The following is a 15,118-nucleotide window of genomic DNA, read 5'->3' as shown; positions in this document are numbered from 1 at the left end:
ACAATGGGCATCTTCAGCAGCATGGCCAGGGTCACCAAGGCACGGGCGGAGGTCGCGCTCGCGCGGCAGCAAACCGTTGAGCCCGCCGCGGCGCTTATCGCACGAGGCTACGAATACCCGTTGACCGTACTCGGCATCGCCGCCGGTTCCGGTGTGCTCCTGAGCAGCGTGAAGATCAATCCGCTCGCGGTCCCGGGGGTAAGCAGTCTTGTCGCTGGCGGTACGGCCGACATCATTGGCAAAGTGATCTCCATGGCGGCAGGCAGTTTTCTCGGCGATCTCGCCGGCGGTGCGGCCGATGTGACCGACGAGGCCGCGTGAGCGACTTCCCCAGTCCGTTGCCTGTGCCGGAGCCCCCCACGTCGCCGCAGGGCGTCGCCGTGTCTTCGATGGCTGCCGCGCGTTCTCGTCGTAATCCCGGTAGCAGTCGCAGCACGCGACGCATCTCGCGGCACCTGCAGGCCATTCGCATCTCGCTCACCGGCATGATCCTGCTGGCCGCCGTCTACACGGTCGCGATCGGCAAGTCCTTGCTCGTGCCCCTGGTGCTTGCCGCGTTCATCGGGCTGGCCCTGAACCCGATCGTGGTCGCCGCTGCGCGCATCCGCCTGCCGCGCTGGTTCGCTGCCGTCACCGTGATGCTGCTGCTTGGCGTGGGACTGGTTTCCGCCGTGGCGACACTGTCGACGCCCGCGTTGAACTGGTTTCACGAAGCGCCGGCGGCGATGCGCGCCTTTGCGCCGAAGATCAAGCCGATGACGCAGCAGATCGAGGCAGCGAGCCGGGCCACGCAGACTCTGGTCGGCGGCACCGTAGCCCGCAATGCACCGCAGGCCAGCAACGATTTCGCTTTCACCGCCTGGGATATCGTCGCCGGTGCGCCGAAGGTGCTGGCCAGCGTACTTACCGTGGCGCTGCTGGTGTTCTTCTTCCTCGTCTACGGCGATGAGATATTGCGGCGGGCCGTCGAGATATCACCGACATTCGCTTACAAGCGGCACACGGTGAGTATCGTGCGCAGCATCCAGACCGAAGTGTCGAGTTATCTGCTGCTGACGGCAGCGATCAACGTCACGCTCGGACTGGTGACGGCCGGCATGCTTTACCTCTACGGTGTGCCCGATCCCCTGCTCTGGGGATCCGTCGCAGCCATCGCCAACTTCATTCCTTACGTCGGCGCCATCACGACGACGACGATCCTTTCGATCGTCGGCGTGCTTCACTTCCAGGAACTGGGCCCGGCGTTATTGCCCGCGGCAACCTTCGCCGGTATCACGGCGATCGAAGGCAACCTGCTGACGCCGATGCTCCAGGGTCGCCGTTCACGGCTGAGCCCCGTCGCCATCCTGCTCTGGTTGCTGGTCTGGGGCTGGATCTGGGGCATTCCCGGCGCGCTGCTCGCCGTGCCGATGTTGACCTGCGTGAAGCTCATCACCGCCAAGCTGCGTGGGTGGGAGTGGTTTGCGCACATCATCTCGCGCTGAGGCGGCCCACTGATCTCAGGTGCTTTCGCGTACCTGCATCTCGAATGAAACATCCACACGACGTTTGATCGGCGTGCGACCGGAGATGCGCTCGATCAGTTGCTGAGCGGCGATACGGCCGATCTCATGCCGAGGCGACATGATGGTAGTCAGCGAAGGCGTCACCAGGCTGGCGAAGGGCAGGCCGTTGAAACCGGCGATGGCGATCCGCTTGGGTACGGCAATACCTTCGCGCTGCGCGCGAAGAATGGCGCCGACGGCGAGGTCGTCGTTGGCGAAGAAAATCGCGTCGGCCTTCGGCTTCATGCGCAGCACTTCCATCAGCGCGTCGCCACCGCGCGCGGGATTGCTAGGCTCTTCATACGACAGCGCTTCGCGCCGGGCCAGTCCGTGTTTCGCCAATACGCGATCCATGCCCTTGTATCGCTGCGCGGCGCGATAGTCCGCATCGATGCGACAGCCGACGAAGACGATCTGCCGGTAGCCGCGCGCGACGAGATGCTCGGCCATCGCCTCGCCCGCCTTGTAGTGGGAAAGGCCGACATTCATGTCGATCGGTTGAGCGCCGAACTCCATGGTTTCGACCACGGGTTTACCCCAGCGTTTGAGCAGGTTGCGCGTGCGGTCGAGGTGGCGCATGCCAGCGATGATCATGCCCGGTGGCGACCAGCCGAGGAACGTGGAAACCGCCGTGTACTCGCGTTCGAGGTCGTACTCGGTGTTGCCCAGCATCAGCTGGTAACCGGCAGCCTGCGCCACTTCCTGGATGCCGGCGACGATCTCGACGAAGACGGTGTTCGACAGCGAAGGCACGATCACGGGAATGACGTTGGAGCCCGCCGAGGCCAGCGCGCCGGCGACGAGGTTCTGCACGTAACCCAGTGCGTCGACCGCCGCGTCGATGCGCGCGCGCAAGGTATCGGAGACCGTCTCGGGCTTGTTCAGGGCGCGGGACACGGTCATCGGCGAGACGCCCGCATGCTCGGCCACGTCTTTCAGCGTTGCCGTGCGTTCGGCGGGGGCTTTGGTGGGACTCATGGGTTGATCGACTCCTTCGATGTTCGCGCTAACACCCTGATCGAAGCGGGATGATGAAGCAAACACCAGCGGCCGGCCAGCCTTTCCGACGACCGTTTATTGTGCATCGCATCATTAAAACCTTTTACATCAATGCCCTGAAATGATTGCGCAATCATTTTCACGGGCCTATAGTCCGGCCACACGTGGTACCCGCATTCAAACGTGTTGGTCGGAGGTGTTGTGATCCAGTTGTCCCGCGAACCCGTTACGCAGGCCATGCTCGGCGCCCGCGGCATCGTCAAGCGATTCGGTCCGGTGGACGTCCTGCGTGGCATCGACCTGGAACTTCGTCCCGGGCGCATCCTGACACTCATGGGTGAGAACGGTGCTGGCAAGTCGACGATGTTCCGCATCCTTGCCGGCCAGCTGCAGCCCAGTGCCGGCGAACTCACGCTCAATGGCGAGGCCCTGCGACTGGCGTCGCCTCACGCCGCTCACGCGCACGGCATTCATCTGGTGCCGCAGGAGCCGCTCCTGCTTCCCGAGTTGACCGTCGCGGAAACGATGTTCCTCGGTCGCCTGCCGATGACCGGTGCGATCTTCCGTCACGTCGACTGGAGGGATGTGCGCCGGCGTGCACAGGCGGTCCTGCATATGCTCGACCTGGATATCGATATCGACCGTTGCGCAAAGACCCTCAGTATCGCGCAGCTTCAGCTGGTCGAGTGCGCCAAGGCGTTGTTGCACGACTGCCGCATCATCCTTTTCGATGAGCCGACCTCACCGCTCACCTCGCATGAGGTAGATAACCTGTTCGTTATCATGCGGCGCCTCGCCGCCGATGGCTGCACGCTGAGCTTCATCAGTCATCGCACCGAGGAAGTGCTGGAGATCAGCGATGACATCGCCGTCCTGCGCGATGGGCGACTGGTCGACCGTGCGGAGCGTGGCAGTTTCGATCGCGCCCGCCTGCTCTCGACGATGGTGGGGCGCACGCTGCGTGACATACCGAGGCGTGAATCCAGTTACGTCACCGAACAGACCGTGTTGGAAGTGGAGGGCCTGGCAAGCGAGCCCAGCTTCCGTCGCATCGGCTTCCAGCTGCGTCGCGGGGAAATCCTCGGATTAGCCGGCCTGGTGGGCGCCGGCCGCACGGAAATCGCCGAAACCATCTTCGGCGTCCGCCGGCCGACGGCCGGCAGCGTGCGGCTCGCTGGCGAGACTGTCACCAGCAAGCCCTGCCACGACCTGATTCGCAAAGGTCTGGTCTATGTGCCGGAGGACCGCGCACGCCACGGTGCGGTGTTGTCGATGACAATCGCGCAGAACGTCACCTCGGGCCTGCTCGAGCGCGTGCGCCAGTCCGCAGGCCTGCTCAGCGACGCCGACGAGACACGCCTCGGCACAACGGCGATACGCGATTTCCGCGTGCGCTGCGCAGGTCTCGACCAGCCCTTGCGCGAGCTGTCCGGCGGCAATCAACAGAAGGTGGTCTTCAGCAAGTGGATCGCCACGGGGCCCAAGGTCGCCATCCTCGACGAGCCGACGCGGGGCGTCGACGTGGGGTCCAAGGAAGAAATCTACGAATTGATCGAAGCCATGGCGCGTGACGGCATGGCTGTGCTGGTGATCTCCTCGGAAACGGAAGAGCTGGTACGCCTGTGCGATCGCGTGCTCTCGCTGTACGAAGGCGAACTTGTCGCGGAACTGACCGGCAAGGAGATCACCCCTGCCGCAGTCAGCGCGTCCTACCTGGGTAGCGTGCGTGCGGAGGGGACCGCGTGAGTGCCGTCGCCATGCCTTCGCGTCGCCGCGCCGTCGCTCCGCGCTTCACGATGACGCGCGAGTTGACACTTGTTGCCGTCACCGTCGGTCTGACAGTGATCGTAGGCCTGCTCAACCACGACTTCGTTGGTGCACAGAACCTGCGGTTCATGCTCCTCAACTCCGTCGTGCTTTCGCTCGTGGCGCTGGGCCAGACGCTGGTGATCGCGATGCGAGGCATCGACCTCTCGGTGGCGCCGATCCTCGGCCTGGCGGCGATGGTCTGCGGGTTGTTGGCGCAGACGCACGGGCTGTCCCTCGCGGTGGCATTGCCGCTGGCGCTGTGCATTGGCCTGGTCCTGGGGACGATCAATGGCGTTCTGGTCGCAACGATGGACATCCCCCCGATCGTCGTGACCCTGGGCACGTATAGCTTGTACAGCGGACTGACCTTCCTTTATTCCGATGGAACCCAGGTTGACGCGGTTCCGCCGACCTTCGCGGCGTTTGGTAACGGCCGTCTGTTCGGCATCGTTCCCTTACCCACGCCCGTGGTCGTACTTCTCGTCGTCCTTGCCCTGTGCTGGTACCTGCTGCGGCACACGGGATTCGGACGCGCGGTGCTGGCGGTTGGCAACAACGCCGCCGCGGCGTATGCCGCCGGGTTGCCTGTCACCTGGGTGCGCATTCGCGTTTACGCCCTGTCCGGGACGCTCGCCGCCTTCGCCGGGCTGATGTTCCTTTGCTACACGGGTTCGGCCACGGTCACGGCGGGCACCGGCGATCACATCGAACTGCAATCCATCGCCGTATCGCTGATCGGCGGCACGGCCATCGCCGGTGGCCGTGGCAACCTTATCGGCACGGTGCTCGGTAGCCTTTTTCTTTCCGTCGTGCTGACTGCCCTGGTATTCCTGCACGTGCCGCCGATCTGGTACTCGGCGGGTGAGGGCCTGATGATCCTCGCGGCGGTCCAGGCAGGCTTCGGTCGTCGGGGAGCGCGCGCATGAGCGCCCTGTCCGACATCGGTACGCCCGCCGCGACCGATGCCCCCATGGGCAGAAGGCGTCGCCGATTTCTTTCCATGGGCGGCTGGGAGCTCTCGCTGTTGGTCCTGCTTGTCGTCGTGACGACGGGCTTTGGCCTCGTGGTGCCGGGGTTCTTCGACGACGTCTCCGGCTTCCTTGCGATGAGCAGCAATTTCCTGCCATTCGGTATCGTCGCGCTCGGTCTGTCGCTGGTGATCTTCACCGGAGGCATCGATCTGTCAGTGGGTGCCACGGCGAGTCTTGCCGCCGTTGTCGCGGCGCAGCTGTGGGCGACGATGGGCCTGAACATCTGGGTGGCCAGCCTGCTCGGTCTGGCCATGGGCGGCGTACTCGGCGCCATCAATGCGGCGGTTATCGTCTTCTTGCGTATCGAACCGTTGATTGCCACGCTGGCGACGAGCTTCATCTACACCAGTGCAGCGGTAGCCGTCGCCGGCGACTCACCCCCGTCGGGCTTCCCCGATGCCTTCAACAACATGGGTTCGGGCGCGCTTGCATTGGGTAGCTTCCAGTTCCCGTACCAGCTTCTGCTCTTCATTCCACTGGCCGTGATTTTCTGGCTGCTGGTCGGCCGCAGCGCTTTCGGGCGCAAGCTCGTTACTGTCGGTTACAACAGCGAGGCCGCACGATACTCCGGTATCCGCGTGCCGCGCGTGTTGGCGGCGGCCTATGTCATCAGCGGCATGATGGCGGCGCTCGCCGGCCTCGTGCTCTCAGCCTATTACAGCGCGGCGCGCGCCGATATGGGCGACGTGCTCCTGCTCACTACCATTGCGATGGTCGTCCTCGGCGGTGTCAGCATCTTCGGCGGCGAAGGCAGCATGGGGGGCGTGATCGTCGCCGTGCTGCTGCTCGGCCTGCTCCGCCAGGGCATGCTCATCGCCGGATTCTCGGACATGGTGACCTCCATGCTCACCGGGGCGATCCTGATCGGCTCGATCGCCATTCGCAACGTCTTCAGCACCCGGGTCGGCGGCTTCGGCAAGCGCCTGCTCGCATTCATCCGCCGACCCGCCGCCGCGGGGCCCGACACCAATCGTCACGACGCGCCTTGAGCGTCGCCATCCATCCGCAGGAGGGAGTCATGATCACCGCCCGTCGCATGCTCGTGCTTGCCGCCACCGCCACCCTGGCCATGGCGTCGGTCGTTTCCGCCCAGACCGTCGACACCTCGAAACGGATCAAGGTAGCGATGGTGCCGAAACTCGTTGGTCTGTCCGTCTTCAAAGCCAACCAGCAAGGCGCCGAGGCAGCGGCGAAGACGCTCAACATCGACTTTCTCTACACCGGCCCGGTCACCGCGTCGGCGCAGGGCCAGGTCGACGTCTTCAACAGTCTTATCGCCCGCAAGTTCGATGTCATCACGACCACGTCGAACAATCCGACCCAGCTCGCGCCGGCTCTGAAACGTGCGATGAAGCAAGGCATCAAGGTGGTCTCCTACGACAGTGACGTGGCACCGGACGCGCGTGACTTCTTCATCCAGAACACCGAGTACCCGGCTTTCGGCAAGGCGCTGGTCGACTCCGTCGCGAAGTACATTCCCGCCGATTCGGAAGTAGCGATTCTGTCCTCGACCAAGGACGCCACGATCCAGAACGAATGGATCAACGCGCTGACTGCCTATATGAAGACCGCCTATCCGAAGATGAAGATCGTGACGACCGAGTACGGCCAGTCCGATCCATCGAAGTCACTGACCGCAGGCCTCAATATCCTGCAGGCGCATCCGAATGTCGCGGCCATCATCGCGCCCGACGGTGCTTCCGAGGTCGGCGCGGCCGCTGCGGTACAGAAGCTTGGCCGCACCGGCAAGGTGTTCGTCACCGGCTGCAGCAATCCCGACGCGATCCGTCAGTACGTCAAGGCGGGTGTCATCAAGGCCAGTCCGTTATGGGACGAGGTGAAGGAAGGCCAGTTGGTGATGCACGTGGCCCGCCTTGCCGCAAACAACGCGCTCAAGCCGAACGATACATTCTCCGTTCCCGGCCTTGGCAGCTACACGGTCAAGGACAAAGTGATCATTTTCAGCGAGCCGCTGATCTTCACCGCCGAGAACGTCGACCAGTACAAGTTCTGATTTCCCCATCCCCAAGGAGTTTCCATGAAGCGCGTGATCTTTACCGGCGGTAGCGGCAAGGCCGGCCGCCATGTGGTGCAATACCTGGTCGACCAGGGCTACCGTGTGCTCAACCTGGATACCAAGCCGCTCGACAATCCGGCCGTTCGTACGCTGATCACCGATATCACCGATTCGGGCCAGGTGTTCAATGCCTTGTCGAGCTACACGGGCCTGCACGAGTTCGACCCGAACCTGGCGCCCGAGCCCATCGATGCCGTCGTTCACTTCGCCGCGATCCCACGCATCATGATCGTGCCGGACAACGAGGTGTACCGCATCAACGTCATGGGTACCTATAACGTGATCGAAGCCGCCGCCAAGCTGGGCATACGCAAGGTGATCATCGCCTCCAGCGAGACGACCTATGGGCTGGTGTTCAACCATACGCCGCGTGATCCGGACTACTTTCCGCTCGATGAGGACTACCCGGTCGATCCGCGCGACAGCTACGCCCTTTCCAAAATCTGCAACGAGAAGACCGCGCAGGCCTTTGCCGGTCGCACGGGCATGGATATCTACGCGATCCGCATCGGCAACGTGATCGAGCCGCATGAGTACGCAGGATTCCCAAGCTTCTTCGCCAAACCGGACTTCCGCAAGCGTATTGCCTGGAGTTACATCGACGCCCGCGACCTCGGCCAGATCGTGGACCTTGGCATCCAGAAAGACGGGCTCGGCTTCCAGATCTTCAACGCGGCAAACAACGACGCCTCGTCCGACCTTCCGACCGCGGAGCTGCTGCGCCGCTATTTCCCGAACGTGCCGGTCAAGGGTGAACTCGGTGAGTACGAGACGTTGCTCTCCAACCGCAAGACGCGCGACGTGCTGGGTTTCCAGGAGGCGCATAACTGGCGCCGCTACGTGAAGCCCTGAATCGAAGGAGGAAGCGAACATGACCACCCAGACCACTCTCGTGATCGTTCATACCGGCCCGGTGACTGTGCAGCCGTTGAGCTCGCTCGGGCCGGAATTGCTGCCGGGCGTGCGCATCGTCAATCTCGTCGACGACAGCCTGCTCAAGGAGACGATGGCGGCCGGCCAGGTCACGCCGGCGGTAACGCGGCGCCTCGCCCAGTACATGATGATCGCCCAGGAAATGGGCGCGACGCTGATCCTTAACGCGTGTTCGTCCGTGGGCGAAGCAGCGGACACGGTGCGTCCGCTGCTCTCGGTGCCGATACTGAAGGTGGACCAGGCGATGGCCGAGCGGGCGGTGGCGAGTGCCACGCGGATCGGCGTCGCGGCCACGGTGCAGACCACGCTCGACCCGACCGCGCGACTGATCGAGCGCGTGGCGCGTGACGCAGGCAAGTCGGTGCAGGTCAGGCGCGCGCTATGCGAGGGCGCGTTCGACGCCCTGATTGCGGGTCGCACCGACGAGCACGACCTGATCGTCGAGCGGGCATTGCGCGAGCTGGCAAGAGATGTCGACCTCATCGTGCTTGCTCAGGTGTCGATGGGCCGCGTCGTCGACAAGCCTGGAAGCCACTTCGACGTTCCCGTGTTGACCAGCCCTCGTCTGGGCATGGAGCGTGTGGCCGAGCTGCTGCGTGGCCAGCTGGAGCGCGCGGCGTAAATCAATGGGAGTGATCACCATGGGTCGCCGATGCCGCGGATGTGCCAAACGCGCGGGAAAGGTCGGCGACCTGGTCCGGCGAGAGAAGGCGCGGGTCGAGGCCGCGAAGAAGCAGATGCAGCTTCGCGGTTTCCTCCAGCTCCTCCATCGCATTCACGGCGGCGGCGAGCGAGGTGCCGGCGACGACGGGGCCATGGTTGGCCAGCAGGACCGAAGCGTAGCGCCCGGCCAGGCCGCGAATGGCATCGGCCACCGCGAGGTCGCCCGGACGATGGTAGGGAATGAGAGCGGTATCGCCGACGCGCATCACGTAGTACGGCGTCAGTGGTGGCAATACGGACGACGGGTCGAGGCCAGGAAGCATGGACAGCGCCACGGCGTGTGTGGAATGCAGATGGACCACGGCACCCGAACCGGCCCGCGATTCGTAAAGCGCCTTGTGCAGCGGCGCTTCCTTGGTGGGTTTGTCGCCATCGATGAAGCGGCCATGCGCATCGAAGCGCGAGAGGCGGGCGGGATCAAGGAAGCCGAGCGAGGCATCGGTGGGTGTCATCAGCAAACCGCCGTCGCTGAGCACCGCACTGATGTTTCCGGACGAACCATGGGTAAGGCCGCGTTCGAACATCGATCGGGCGAAGAGGCAGATCTGCTCACGCAGGCGTGACTCGCTCATGGCACCGGCTCCTGTGGGTGACGTAATGGTAGCGCAATCAGCAAAACAATCTTCTGGAGAGCCCGTATGTCGATGAGTGGATCGGACACGATCCCCGAAGTCAGTTCAACGAGCGCCCCCGCGGCGGACCGATGGGCCGGCCTGAGGGTGGCCGTCACCGGACTTGGCTCCATGGGGCTCGGCATGGCCGCAAGTTTGCTGCGCGCCGGCGCGCACGTCACCGGCTTCGACCCCGGCGAGGATCGGCGTAACGCCTTCGCCGCGCTAGGCGGCCGCATTGCGACGTCGGCGACAGCAGCTTCCGACCACGCTGACGTGGTCGTGAGCGTGGTCGTCAACGCCGACCAGACCGAGGCATTACTCTTCGGACCCGATGGCATCGCCACGCGCATGGCGCCCGATGGCGTCTTCATTTCATGCGCCACGGTGGCGCCGGACAAAGCCCGAGCCATGGCACAGCGCCTGGAAGCCACCGGCCGCCGTTACCTGGATGCACCGATCAGCGGCGGAGCACAGCGCGCGACCGATGGAAGCCTGACGGTGATGGCATCCGGCAGTCCTGCCGCCTTCGATCGCGCTTCGCCCGTGCTCGACGCGATCGCCGGGAAGGTGTATCGACTCGGCGACGCCGCGGGTCAGGGCGCGGCGTTCAAGATGGTCAATCAGCTGCTTGCCGGTGTGCATATTGCCGCGGCGGCGGAGGCCATCGCATTCGCTGCCAACCAAGGCCTCGATCTGCAGCGTGTGTACGAAGTGATCACGGCTTCGGCGGGCAACTCGTGGATGTTCGAGAACCGCGTGCCGCACATGATCGACGGCGACTACACGCCGCGAAGCGCCGTCGACATCTTCGTCAAGGACCTGGGCATCGTGCTCGATATGGGCCGGTCCAGTGCGTTCCCCGTACCCCTCGCCAGCGCGGCACTGCAGCTCTTTGTCATGACATCGGCCGCGGGAATGGGGCGGGACGACGATGCGTCCGTGGCACGGCTCTACGCACGCATCGCAGGCCTTGACCTGCCAGGTGAAACCAGCGCAACCACCGACCACCCCTGAGAGAATCCCCATGCCGCGTTTTGCCGCCAACCTCACGATGATGTTCAACGAGCACGACTTCCTCGACCGCTTCGACGCGGCGGCCGCGGCGGGCTTCGGCGCGGTGGAGTTTCTGTTTCCCTACGACCATCCGGTAGAGCAGGTAGTCGATCGCGTGGAGCGCAGCGGTCTAGCCGTGGTCCTGATGAACCTCCCCGCAGGCGATTGGGCCGCAGGCGAACGCGGAATGGCAGCCATTCCGGCGCGCGCCGCCGACGTGCGCGCCGCCTTCGAACGCGCGACGCCCTACATCCGTGCGTTGCGTGTGCCGCGTGTTCACCTGATGGCCGGCATCGCCCCGAATGACGACCACCACTGGCGCGCGTATCGTGAATCGATTCGATGGTGCGCGGAGCAGGCGATGGCGCTTTCGGTCGATGTCCTGCTGGAGCCGGTCAACCGTCGTGACATGCCCGGCTACTTCATGAGCGACGTCGACGCCGCCCTCACGCTTATCGACGAACTACGCTTGCCGAACCTGAAGCTCCAGCTCGACCTGTATCACGCACAGATCATTCATGGGGACGTGACCACGCGTATGCGTCGTGCGATGCCCGTGCTCGCTCATGTCCAGGTGGCCAGCGTCCCGTCCCGCCACGAGCCCGATGGCGAGGAGCTAAACTATGCTTTCCTGTTCGCCGAACTCGATCGGCTCGGATATACCGGGCATGTCGGTTGTGAATACCGTCCGCGCGGCCGCACCGAGGACGGGCTCGGCTGGCTCGCTCCCTGGATGAACGGCGCGGAGGTGGCCGCATGAGCCTATACCTCGGTGCCATCGCCGATGACTACACGGGCGCCTCGGACCTGGCCAGCACGCTCGCAGGCAATGGCCTGCGCGTGGTGCAGACGATCGGTGTACCGCCCGACGGCATGGTGCTACCGGACGTAGACGCCGTTGTCGTCGCGCTGAAGAGCCGCTCCATCCCCGCCGGTGTCGCCGTGCGCCAATCACTCGCCGCGGACGCGTGGCTGAGATCCCACGGCGCGAGACACGTGTTGTTCAAGATATGTTCGACGTTCGATTCGACGGCCGAAGGCAATATCGGGCCAGTGACCGAGGCGCTGGCATTGCCATCTCGCGCCATGCCCATCGTTTGCCCTGCCTTCCCGCGCAATCGCCGCACGGTGTACCAGGGGCATCTGTTCGTGGGCAGCGACCGCCTCGATGAGAGTCCGCTCAAGGACCATCCGATAACGCCCATGCGGGATTCCAGCCTGTTGCGGCTGATGAGTGCCCAGAGCCGTCTACCGGTGGGACTGCTCTCCCTGGCGGTGATCCGCGCCGGCGACGACGTGGTGCGAACCGAGCTGTCACGGCTGCGACTTGCCGGCTGCGGCAGCGTGGTCGCCGACGCCTTGACCGATGGCGACCTCGAGGTGTTGGGGCGTGTGGCGCTGGATGGCACCGTGTCGACAGGCGCATCCGGCATGGGCCTGGGCCTGGCGCGGGCGATCGTCGTCGACCGGGAGAACCTTGGCGATGTTGGTGTAATGCGTGCACCCGACGACCTGCGCGGATCGCTGGTACTCGCAGGCAGCTGCTCGGCGGCCACCCTCGAGCAACTCGACATAGCCGAGCACGAATGGCCCGTTCTCCGTCTTGGCGCCGAAGACCTGATCGCGGGGACGACGAGCGTAAAAGCCGTGGTCGACTGGGCGCGCCTTCATCTGGCGGAGGGACCGGCCGTCGTCGCGACCAGTGCTTCCCCCGATCGCGTCGCAGCCCTGCAGGCCGCGCACGGCGTACAGCGTGTGTCGGCCCTGCTCGAGGGAGCGCTCGCGGAGATCGCCTCCCAGTTAGCGGACGAAGGGCTATCGCGACTGATCGTGGCGGGCGGCGAAACCTCCGGCGCGGTAGTCGACCGGCTGGGCATTGAAGCCTTCCTCATCGGCCGCGAACTCGCGCCGGGTGTGCCAATGCTTCACGCGCTCGGCCGGCGGCACGCGAACCTGCGCCTGGTATTGAAGTCGGGGAACTTCGGTAGCCCGGGATTCTTCACCGAAGCGATCATCGCCGGGTGAGCTGGCCCGGCCCGGCAGCGATGGCCGTGCGGTGAACCGGTCGGTTCAAGGCTTGCGAAGGCTCGCAGGCAAGCGATCTGCGAGAACTTGCTTGGGTCGGCGTTCCTACCAGCTCACCCGTGCGCGATCCCGAAAGAAGCCACCGTTCGCGGCTTCACGCTCCGACAGGAGCGCCGCCCACACGATGCCTTCCGCACTTTCCGCAACAGGACGTCCGCCACTGCCGCCGAGACTCGTCGCGGTCCAGCCGGGGCAAACCGCGTTCACGAGAATGCCGCTGCCTTCCAGCTCGCGCGCTGCCACCTGCGTATACGCATTGAGTGCCGCTTTGGAAATACGGTACGCCGGCGCTGTCTCACCACACATGTTGCTGACGGCGCACTCACTGGAAACGTTGACGACACGGCCATAGCCATTGCGCTGCATCAAGGGCAACGCGGCCGCAGTGAGGCACCACGCGCCGAGCAGGTTGGTATCGAATGCACCACGAATCGCTTCGAGGTCCGGCTTCGACACACGTGCGTCGTGATCGAAGTAACCGCCTGCATTATTCACGAGAATATCGAGCCGACCGAACCGGCCGTCGATGTTGGCGATGGCCGCCTCGATGTCGGCCGTATGCGTGACGTCGAGCTTGATCGCATAGGCGTCGCCGCCCATGTCACGCACGGCCTTCAACGCCTTGTCGCCCTTGCCTGGCTGACGCATGCCCATGAACACGGTGACGCCCAGCGATGCGAGCTGTTTGGAAACCTCCAGTCCGATACCGCGATTGGCACCGCTCACCAGCGCGATGCGCTGGGTGAGCGGTGGTTCCACGGCGGTCGGGTTCGATCGCTTCGTCTGCACGGGCAGGCGATGAACCTTCGCGGCGCTCATGGGGCTTTCGCAACCTCGCTACACGCGTTGTTGCCACAGGCCTGCCACCCGCCACCGAGTGCCTTGTACAGCGACACGGCGCGGGTGTTGATGCCGGCTTCGGCCTCCGCGAGCTGGTCTTCTGCCGAAAGCTGCGTGCGTTCGGCGTCGAGAAGTTCGAGGTAATCGGTACGGCCGGCGTCGTAGCGGAGCTTGGCCAGTTCCGCGGCGCGGCGGCTCTCCTTCGCCTGCACCATAAGCTTCTCCACACGTACGCGCTGCTGGTTGAAACCGACCAGCGAGTTGTCGACATCTTCCAGTGCGGTTAGCACGGTGCGATCGTAGTTCGCCTGGGCCTCCTCTGCCCGCGCGCGGGCGCCCTTCACGCCGGACGCCACACGCTGCACGTTGAGGCCGGACCACGAGATGCTCGGTGCCAGCGACCAGGCCCGCGAGTCCGCACCACCGAAGTCATTGCTGCGGCCGGCAAGGAAACCGATGAATCCGCCCAGCGTGATATGCGGGAAGTAATCGGCCTTGGCCACGCCGATACGGGCGTTCGCGGCGGCAAGCTCGCGCTCGGCGATGCGAATGTCCGGACGGCGTTGCAGCACTTCATCAGCACCGCCGATGGCGAGGCTGACGTCGATCGGCTTGAACGTGGCTGGCGAGAGATCGATGTCGAGTTCGCCCGGACGCTCGCCGAGCAGCACCGCAATGCGGAACTGGTCGGCCTGGGCCTGGGTTTCGAGCACGGGTAGCTGTGCCTCGACCGCGGCGAGACGTGCCCTGGCCGAAGCGAGATCCTGCTCGGCACCGGTTCCGACCTCGACGCGTGCATTGATCACCTTCAGCGAATCCTGCTGGTTGGTGATGTCGCGTTTGGCCACATCGATACGAAGCTGGGTGCCACGCAGGTCGAAGTAGTTACGCGCTACCTCGGCGAACAACGTTACCTGTGCATCCTGCAGGGAGGCCTCACCCGCGCCAGCGTCTGCACGTGCGGCTTCGACCGAGCGACGGATGCCGCCGAACAGATCCAGTTCCCACGAGGCATCGAAGCCGGCCTGATAGGCCGTCGTGGTTATGCGCTGATCGGTGAAGCCCGGCTGCTGTTCACGGCTACGCGAATACGACACCCCGGTTTCGACGTCCGGTATCTGTTGCGACCTGGCACTGCCCAGTGCAGCGCGCGCCTGGTTCAGGCGGGCGACCGCGATCCTCAGGTCCGGGCTGCCCTTGGCTGCGCGGACGATCAGGTTGTCCAGGGTCGGGTCGCCGAACTGCTTCCACCACTGCGCCTGGAAAGCCGCGCTGGTCTGCTGCGCCGGGTCGACGCCCTGCAACGTGACCGGCGCTTCCTTCGGTGCGTGGTAATCGGGGCCCACGCTCGCACAACCGGCGAGGACGAGGGCCGCGAACAGGGCCGTACTATGGAGAATGGTTTTCATG

15 protein-coding genes are annotated in these 15,118 nt (G+C 64.6%); 11 read left to right on the top strand and 4 right to left on the bottom strand.

From position 1 onward, the window contains the following. Window positions 1–3: 3 nt before the first annotated feature. Together C8J98_RS03845 and C8J98_RS03840 are read left to right on the top strand one after the other, a co-directional pair. Complete coding sequence (locus C8J98_RS03845; RefSeq protein WP_107911000.1) at window positions 4–321, top strand: hypothetical protein; 318 nt, start codon at window positions 4–6, stop codon at window positions 319–321. Further along, entirely contained in the window at window positions 318–1,484 is a 1,167-nt protein-coding gene (locus C8J98_RS03840) for an AI-2E family transporter (protein WP_233260093.1), read from the top strand. Before C8J98_RS03845 ends, C8J98_RS03840 begins: the two co-directional genes overlap by 4 nt. Before the next feature lie 15 nt (window positions 1,485–1,499). Here C8J98_RS03840 and C8J98_RS03835 read toward each other — a convergent pair whose 3' ends face one another. Then, window positions 1,500–2,522: a LacI family DNA-binding transcriptional regulator gene (locus tag C8J98_RS03835; protein WP_107910998.1), complete on the bottom strand. Its 1,023-nt coding sequence runs from the start codon at window positions 2,520–2,522 to the stop codon at window positions 1,500–1,502. 222 nt (window positions 2,523–2,744) lie between these two features. Between C8J98_RS03835 and C8J98_RS03830 the strand changes: the two genes are divergently transcribed. The 6 genes from C8J98_RS03830 to C8J98_RS03805 are packed head-to-tail and all read left to right on the top strand — an operon-like array spanning window position 2,745 to window position 9,015. Further along, entirely contained in the window at window positions 2,745–4,289 is a 1,545-nt protein-coding gene (locus tag C8J98_RS03830; protein WP_107910996.1) for a sugar ABC transporter ATP-binding protein, read from the top strand. Further along, entirely contained in the window at window positions 4,286–5,278 is a 993-nt protein-coding gene (locus C8J98_RS03825) for an ABC transporter permease (RefSeq protein WP_107910994.1), read from the top strand. The genes C8J98_RS03830 and C8J98_RS03825 overlap by 4 nt, the downstream gene beginning before the upstream one ends. Next, a complete protein-coding gene (locus tag C8J98_RS03820; protein ID WP_107910993.1) occupies window positions 5,275–6,372 on the top strand; it encodes an ABC transporter permease in 1,098 nt (365 codons plus the stop codon). The genes C8J98_RS03825 and C8J98_RS03820 overlap by 4 nt, the downstream gene beginning before the upstream one ends. Before the next feature lie 29 nt (window positions 6,373–6,401). Next, entirely contained in the window at window positions 6,402–7,397 is a 996-nt protein-coding gene (locus C8J98_RS03815) for a substrate-binding domain-containing protein (protein WP_107910991.1), read from the top strand. Between the two features lie 24 nt (window positions 7,398–7,421). Then, window positions 7,422–8,312, top strand: a complete 891-nt coding sequence (locus C8J98_RS03810) for an NAD(P)-dependent oxidoreductase (RefSeq protein WP_107910987.1) — start codon at window positions 7,422–7,424, stop codon at window positions 8,310–8,312. Window positions 8,313–8,331: 19 nt separating this feature from the next. After that, entirely contained in the window at window positions 8,332–9,015 is a 684-nt protein-coding gene (locus tag C8J98_RS03805; protein WP_107910986.1) for an aspartate/glutamate racemase family protein, read from the top strand. Window position 9,016: 1 nt separating this feature from the next. On the opposite strand, the gene C8J98_RS03800 is transcribed toward C8J98_RS03805, so the two are convergent. Continuing rightward, the gene (locus tag C8J98_RS03800; protein WP_107910984.1) at window positions 9,017–9,688 is read right to left on the bottom strand and encodes an aldolase; all 672 of its coding nucleotides are present in this window, start codon (window positions 9,686–9,688) and stop codon (window positions 9,017–9,019) included. A 66-nt stretch (window positions 9,689–9,754) separates the two neighbouring features. Between C8J98_RS03800 and ltnD the strand changes: the two genes are divergently transcribed. From ltnD to otnK, 3 genes are read left to right on the top strand one after another with little or no spacing between them, the layout of a single operon-like run. Next, entirely contained in the window at window positions 9,755–10,744 is a 990-nt protein-coding gene (ltnD, locus tag C8J98_RS03795) for an L-threonate dehydrogenase (protein WP_343125712.1), read from the top strand. 10 nt (window positions 10,745–10,754) lie between these two features. Continuing rightward, window positions 10,755–11,543, top strand: coding sequence for a 2-oxo-tetronate isomerase (gene otnI, locus C8J98_RS03790; protein ID WP_107910982.1), 789 nt, complete (start codon window positions 10,755–10,757; stop codon window positions 11,541–11,543). Continuing rightward, window positions 11,540–12,808, top strand: coding sequence for a 3-oxo-tetronate kinase (otnK, locus tag C8J98_RS03785; protein ID WP_107910980.1), 1,269 nt, complete (start codon window positions 11,540–11,542; stop codon window positions 12,806–12,808). The genes otnI and otnK overlap by 4 nt, the downstream gene beginning before the upstream one ends. Window positions 12,809–12,913: 105 nt before the next feature. Here otnK and C8J98_RS03780 read toward each other — a convergent pair whose 3' ends face one another. Together C8J98_RS03780 and C8J98_RS03775 are read right to left on the bottom strand one after the other, a co-directional pair. After that, entirely contained in the window at window positions 12,914–13,687 is a 774-nt protein-coding gene (locus C8J98_RS03780) for an SDR family NAD(P)-dependent oxidoreductase (RefSeq protein WP_107910978.1), read from the bottom strand. After that, window positions 13,684–15,117, bottom strand: a complete 1,434-nt coding sequence (locus C8J98_RS03775) for an efflux transporter outer membrane subunit (RefSeq protein ID WP_107910976.1) — start codon at window positions 15,115–15,117, stop codon at window positions 13,684–13,686. The genes C8J98_RS03780 and C8J98_RS03775 overlap by 4 nt, the downstream gene beginning before the upstream one ends. Window position 15,118: the final 1 nt, after the last annotated feature.

Origin of the sequence: Luteibacter sp. OK325, from assembly GCF_003050935.1 — a bacterium.
Classification (GTDB): Bacteria; Pseudomonadota; Gammaproteobacteria; order Xanthomonadales; family Rhodanobacteraceae; genus Luteibacter.
Note: the sequence above shows the minus strand (reverse complement) of the source record. Positions and strands in the feature narration are given on the sequence as shown.

Excerpts from the sequence above, each read along its gene's own strand:
- C8J98_RS03835 (WP_107910998.1), bottom strand. The coding sequence starts at position 2,522 with ATGAGTCCCACCAAAGCCCCCGCCGAACGCACGGCAACGCTGAAAGAC.
- otnI (WP_107910982.1), top strand. The coding sequence starts at position 10,755 with ATGCCGCGTTTTGCCGCCAACCTCACGATGATGTTCAACGAGCACGAC.
- C8J98_RS03800 (WP_107910984.1), bottom strand. The coding sequence starts at position 9,688 with ATGAGCGAGTCACGCCTGCGTGAGCAGATCTGCCTCTTCGCCCGATCG.
- C8J98_RS03820 (WP_107910993.1), top strand. The coding sequence starts at position 5,275 with ATGAGCGCCCTGTCCGACATCGGTACGCCCGCCGCGACCGATGCCCCC.
- C8J98_RS03845 (WP_107911000.1), top strand. The coding sequence starts at position 4 with ATGGGCATCTTCAGCAGCATGGCCAGGGTCACCAAGGCACGGGCGGAG.
- C8J98_RS03780 (WP_107910978.1), bottom strand. The coding sequence starts at position 13,687 with ATGAGCGCCGCGAAGGTTCATCGCCTGCCCGTGCAGACGAAGCGATCG.
- C8J98_RS03815 (WP_107910991.1), top strand. The coding sequence starts at position 6,402 with ATGATCACCGCCCGTCGCATGCTCGTGCTTGCCGCCACCGCCACCCTG.
- C8J98_RS03810 (WP_107910987.1), top strand. The coding sequence starts at position 7,422 with ATGAAGCGCGTGATCTTTACCGGCGGTAGCGGCAAGGCCGGCCGCCAT.
- ltnD (WP_343125712.1), top strand. The coding sequence starts at position 9,755 with ATGTCGATGAGTGGATCGGACACGATCCCCGAAGTCAGTTCAACGAGC.
- C8J98_RS03805 (WP_107910986.1), top strand. The coding sequence starts at position 8,332 with ATGACCACCCAGACCACTCTCGTGATCGTTCATACCGGCCCGGTGACT.
- otnK (WP_107910980.1), top strand. The coding sequence starts at position 11,540 with ATGAGCCTATACCTCGGTGCCATCGCCGATGACTACACGGGCGCCTCG.
- C8J98_RS03775 (WP_107910976.1), bottom strand. The coding sequence starts at position 15,117 with ATGAAAACCATTCTCCATAGTACGGCCCTGTTCGCGGCCCTCGTCCTC.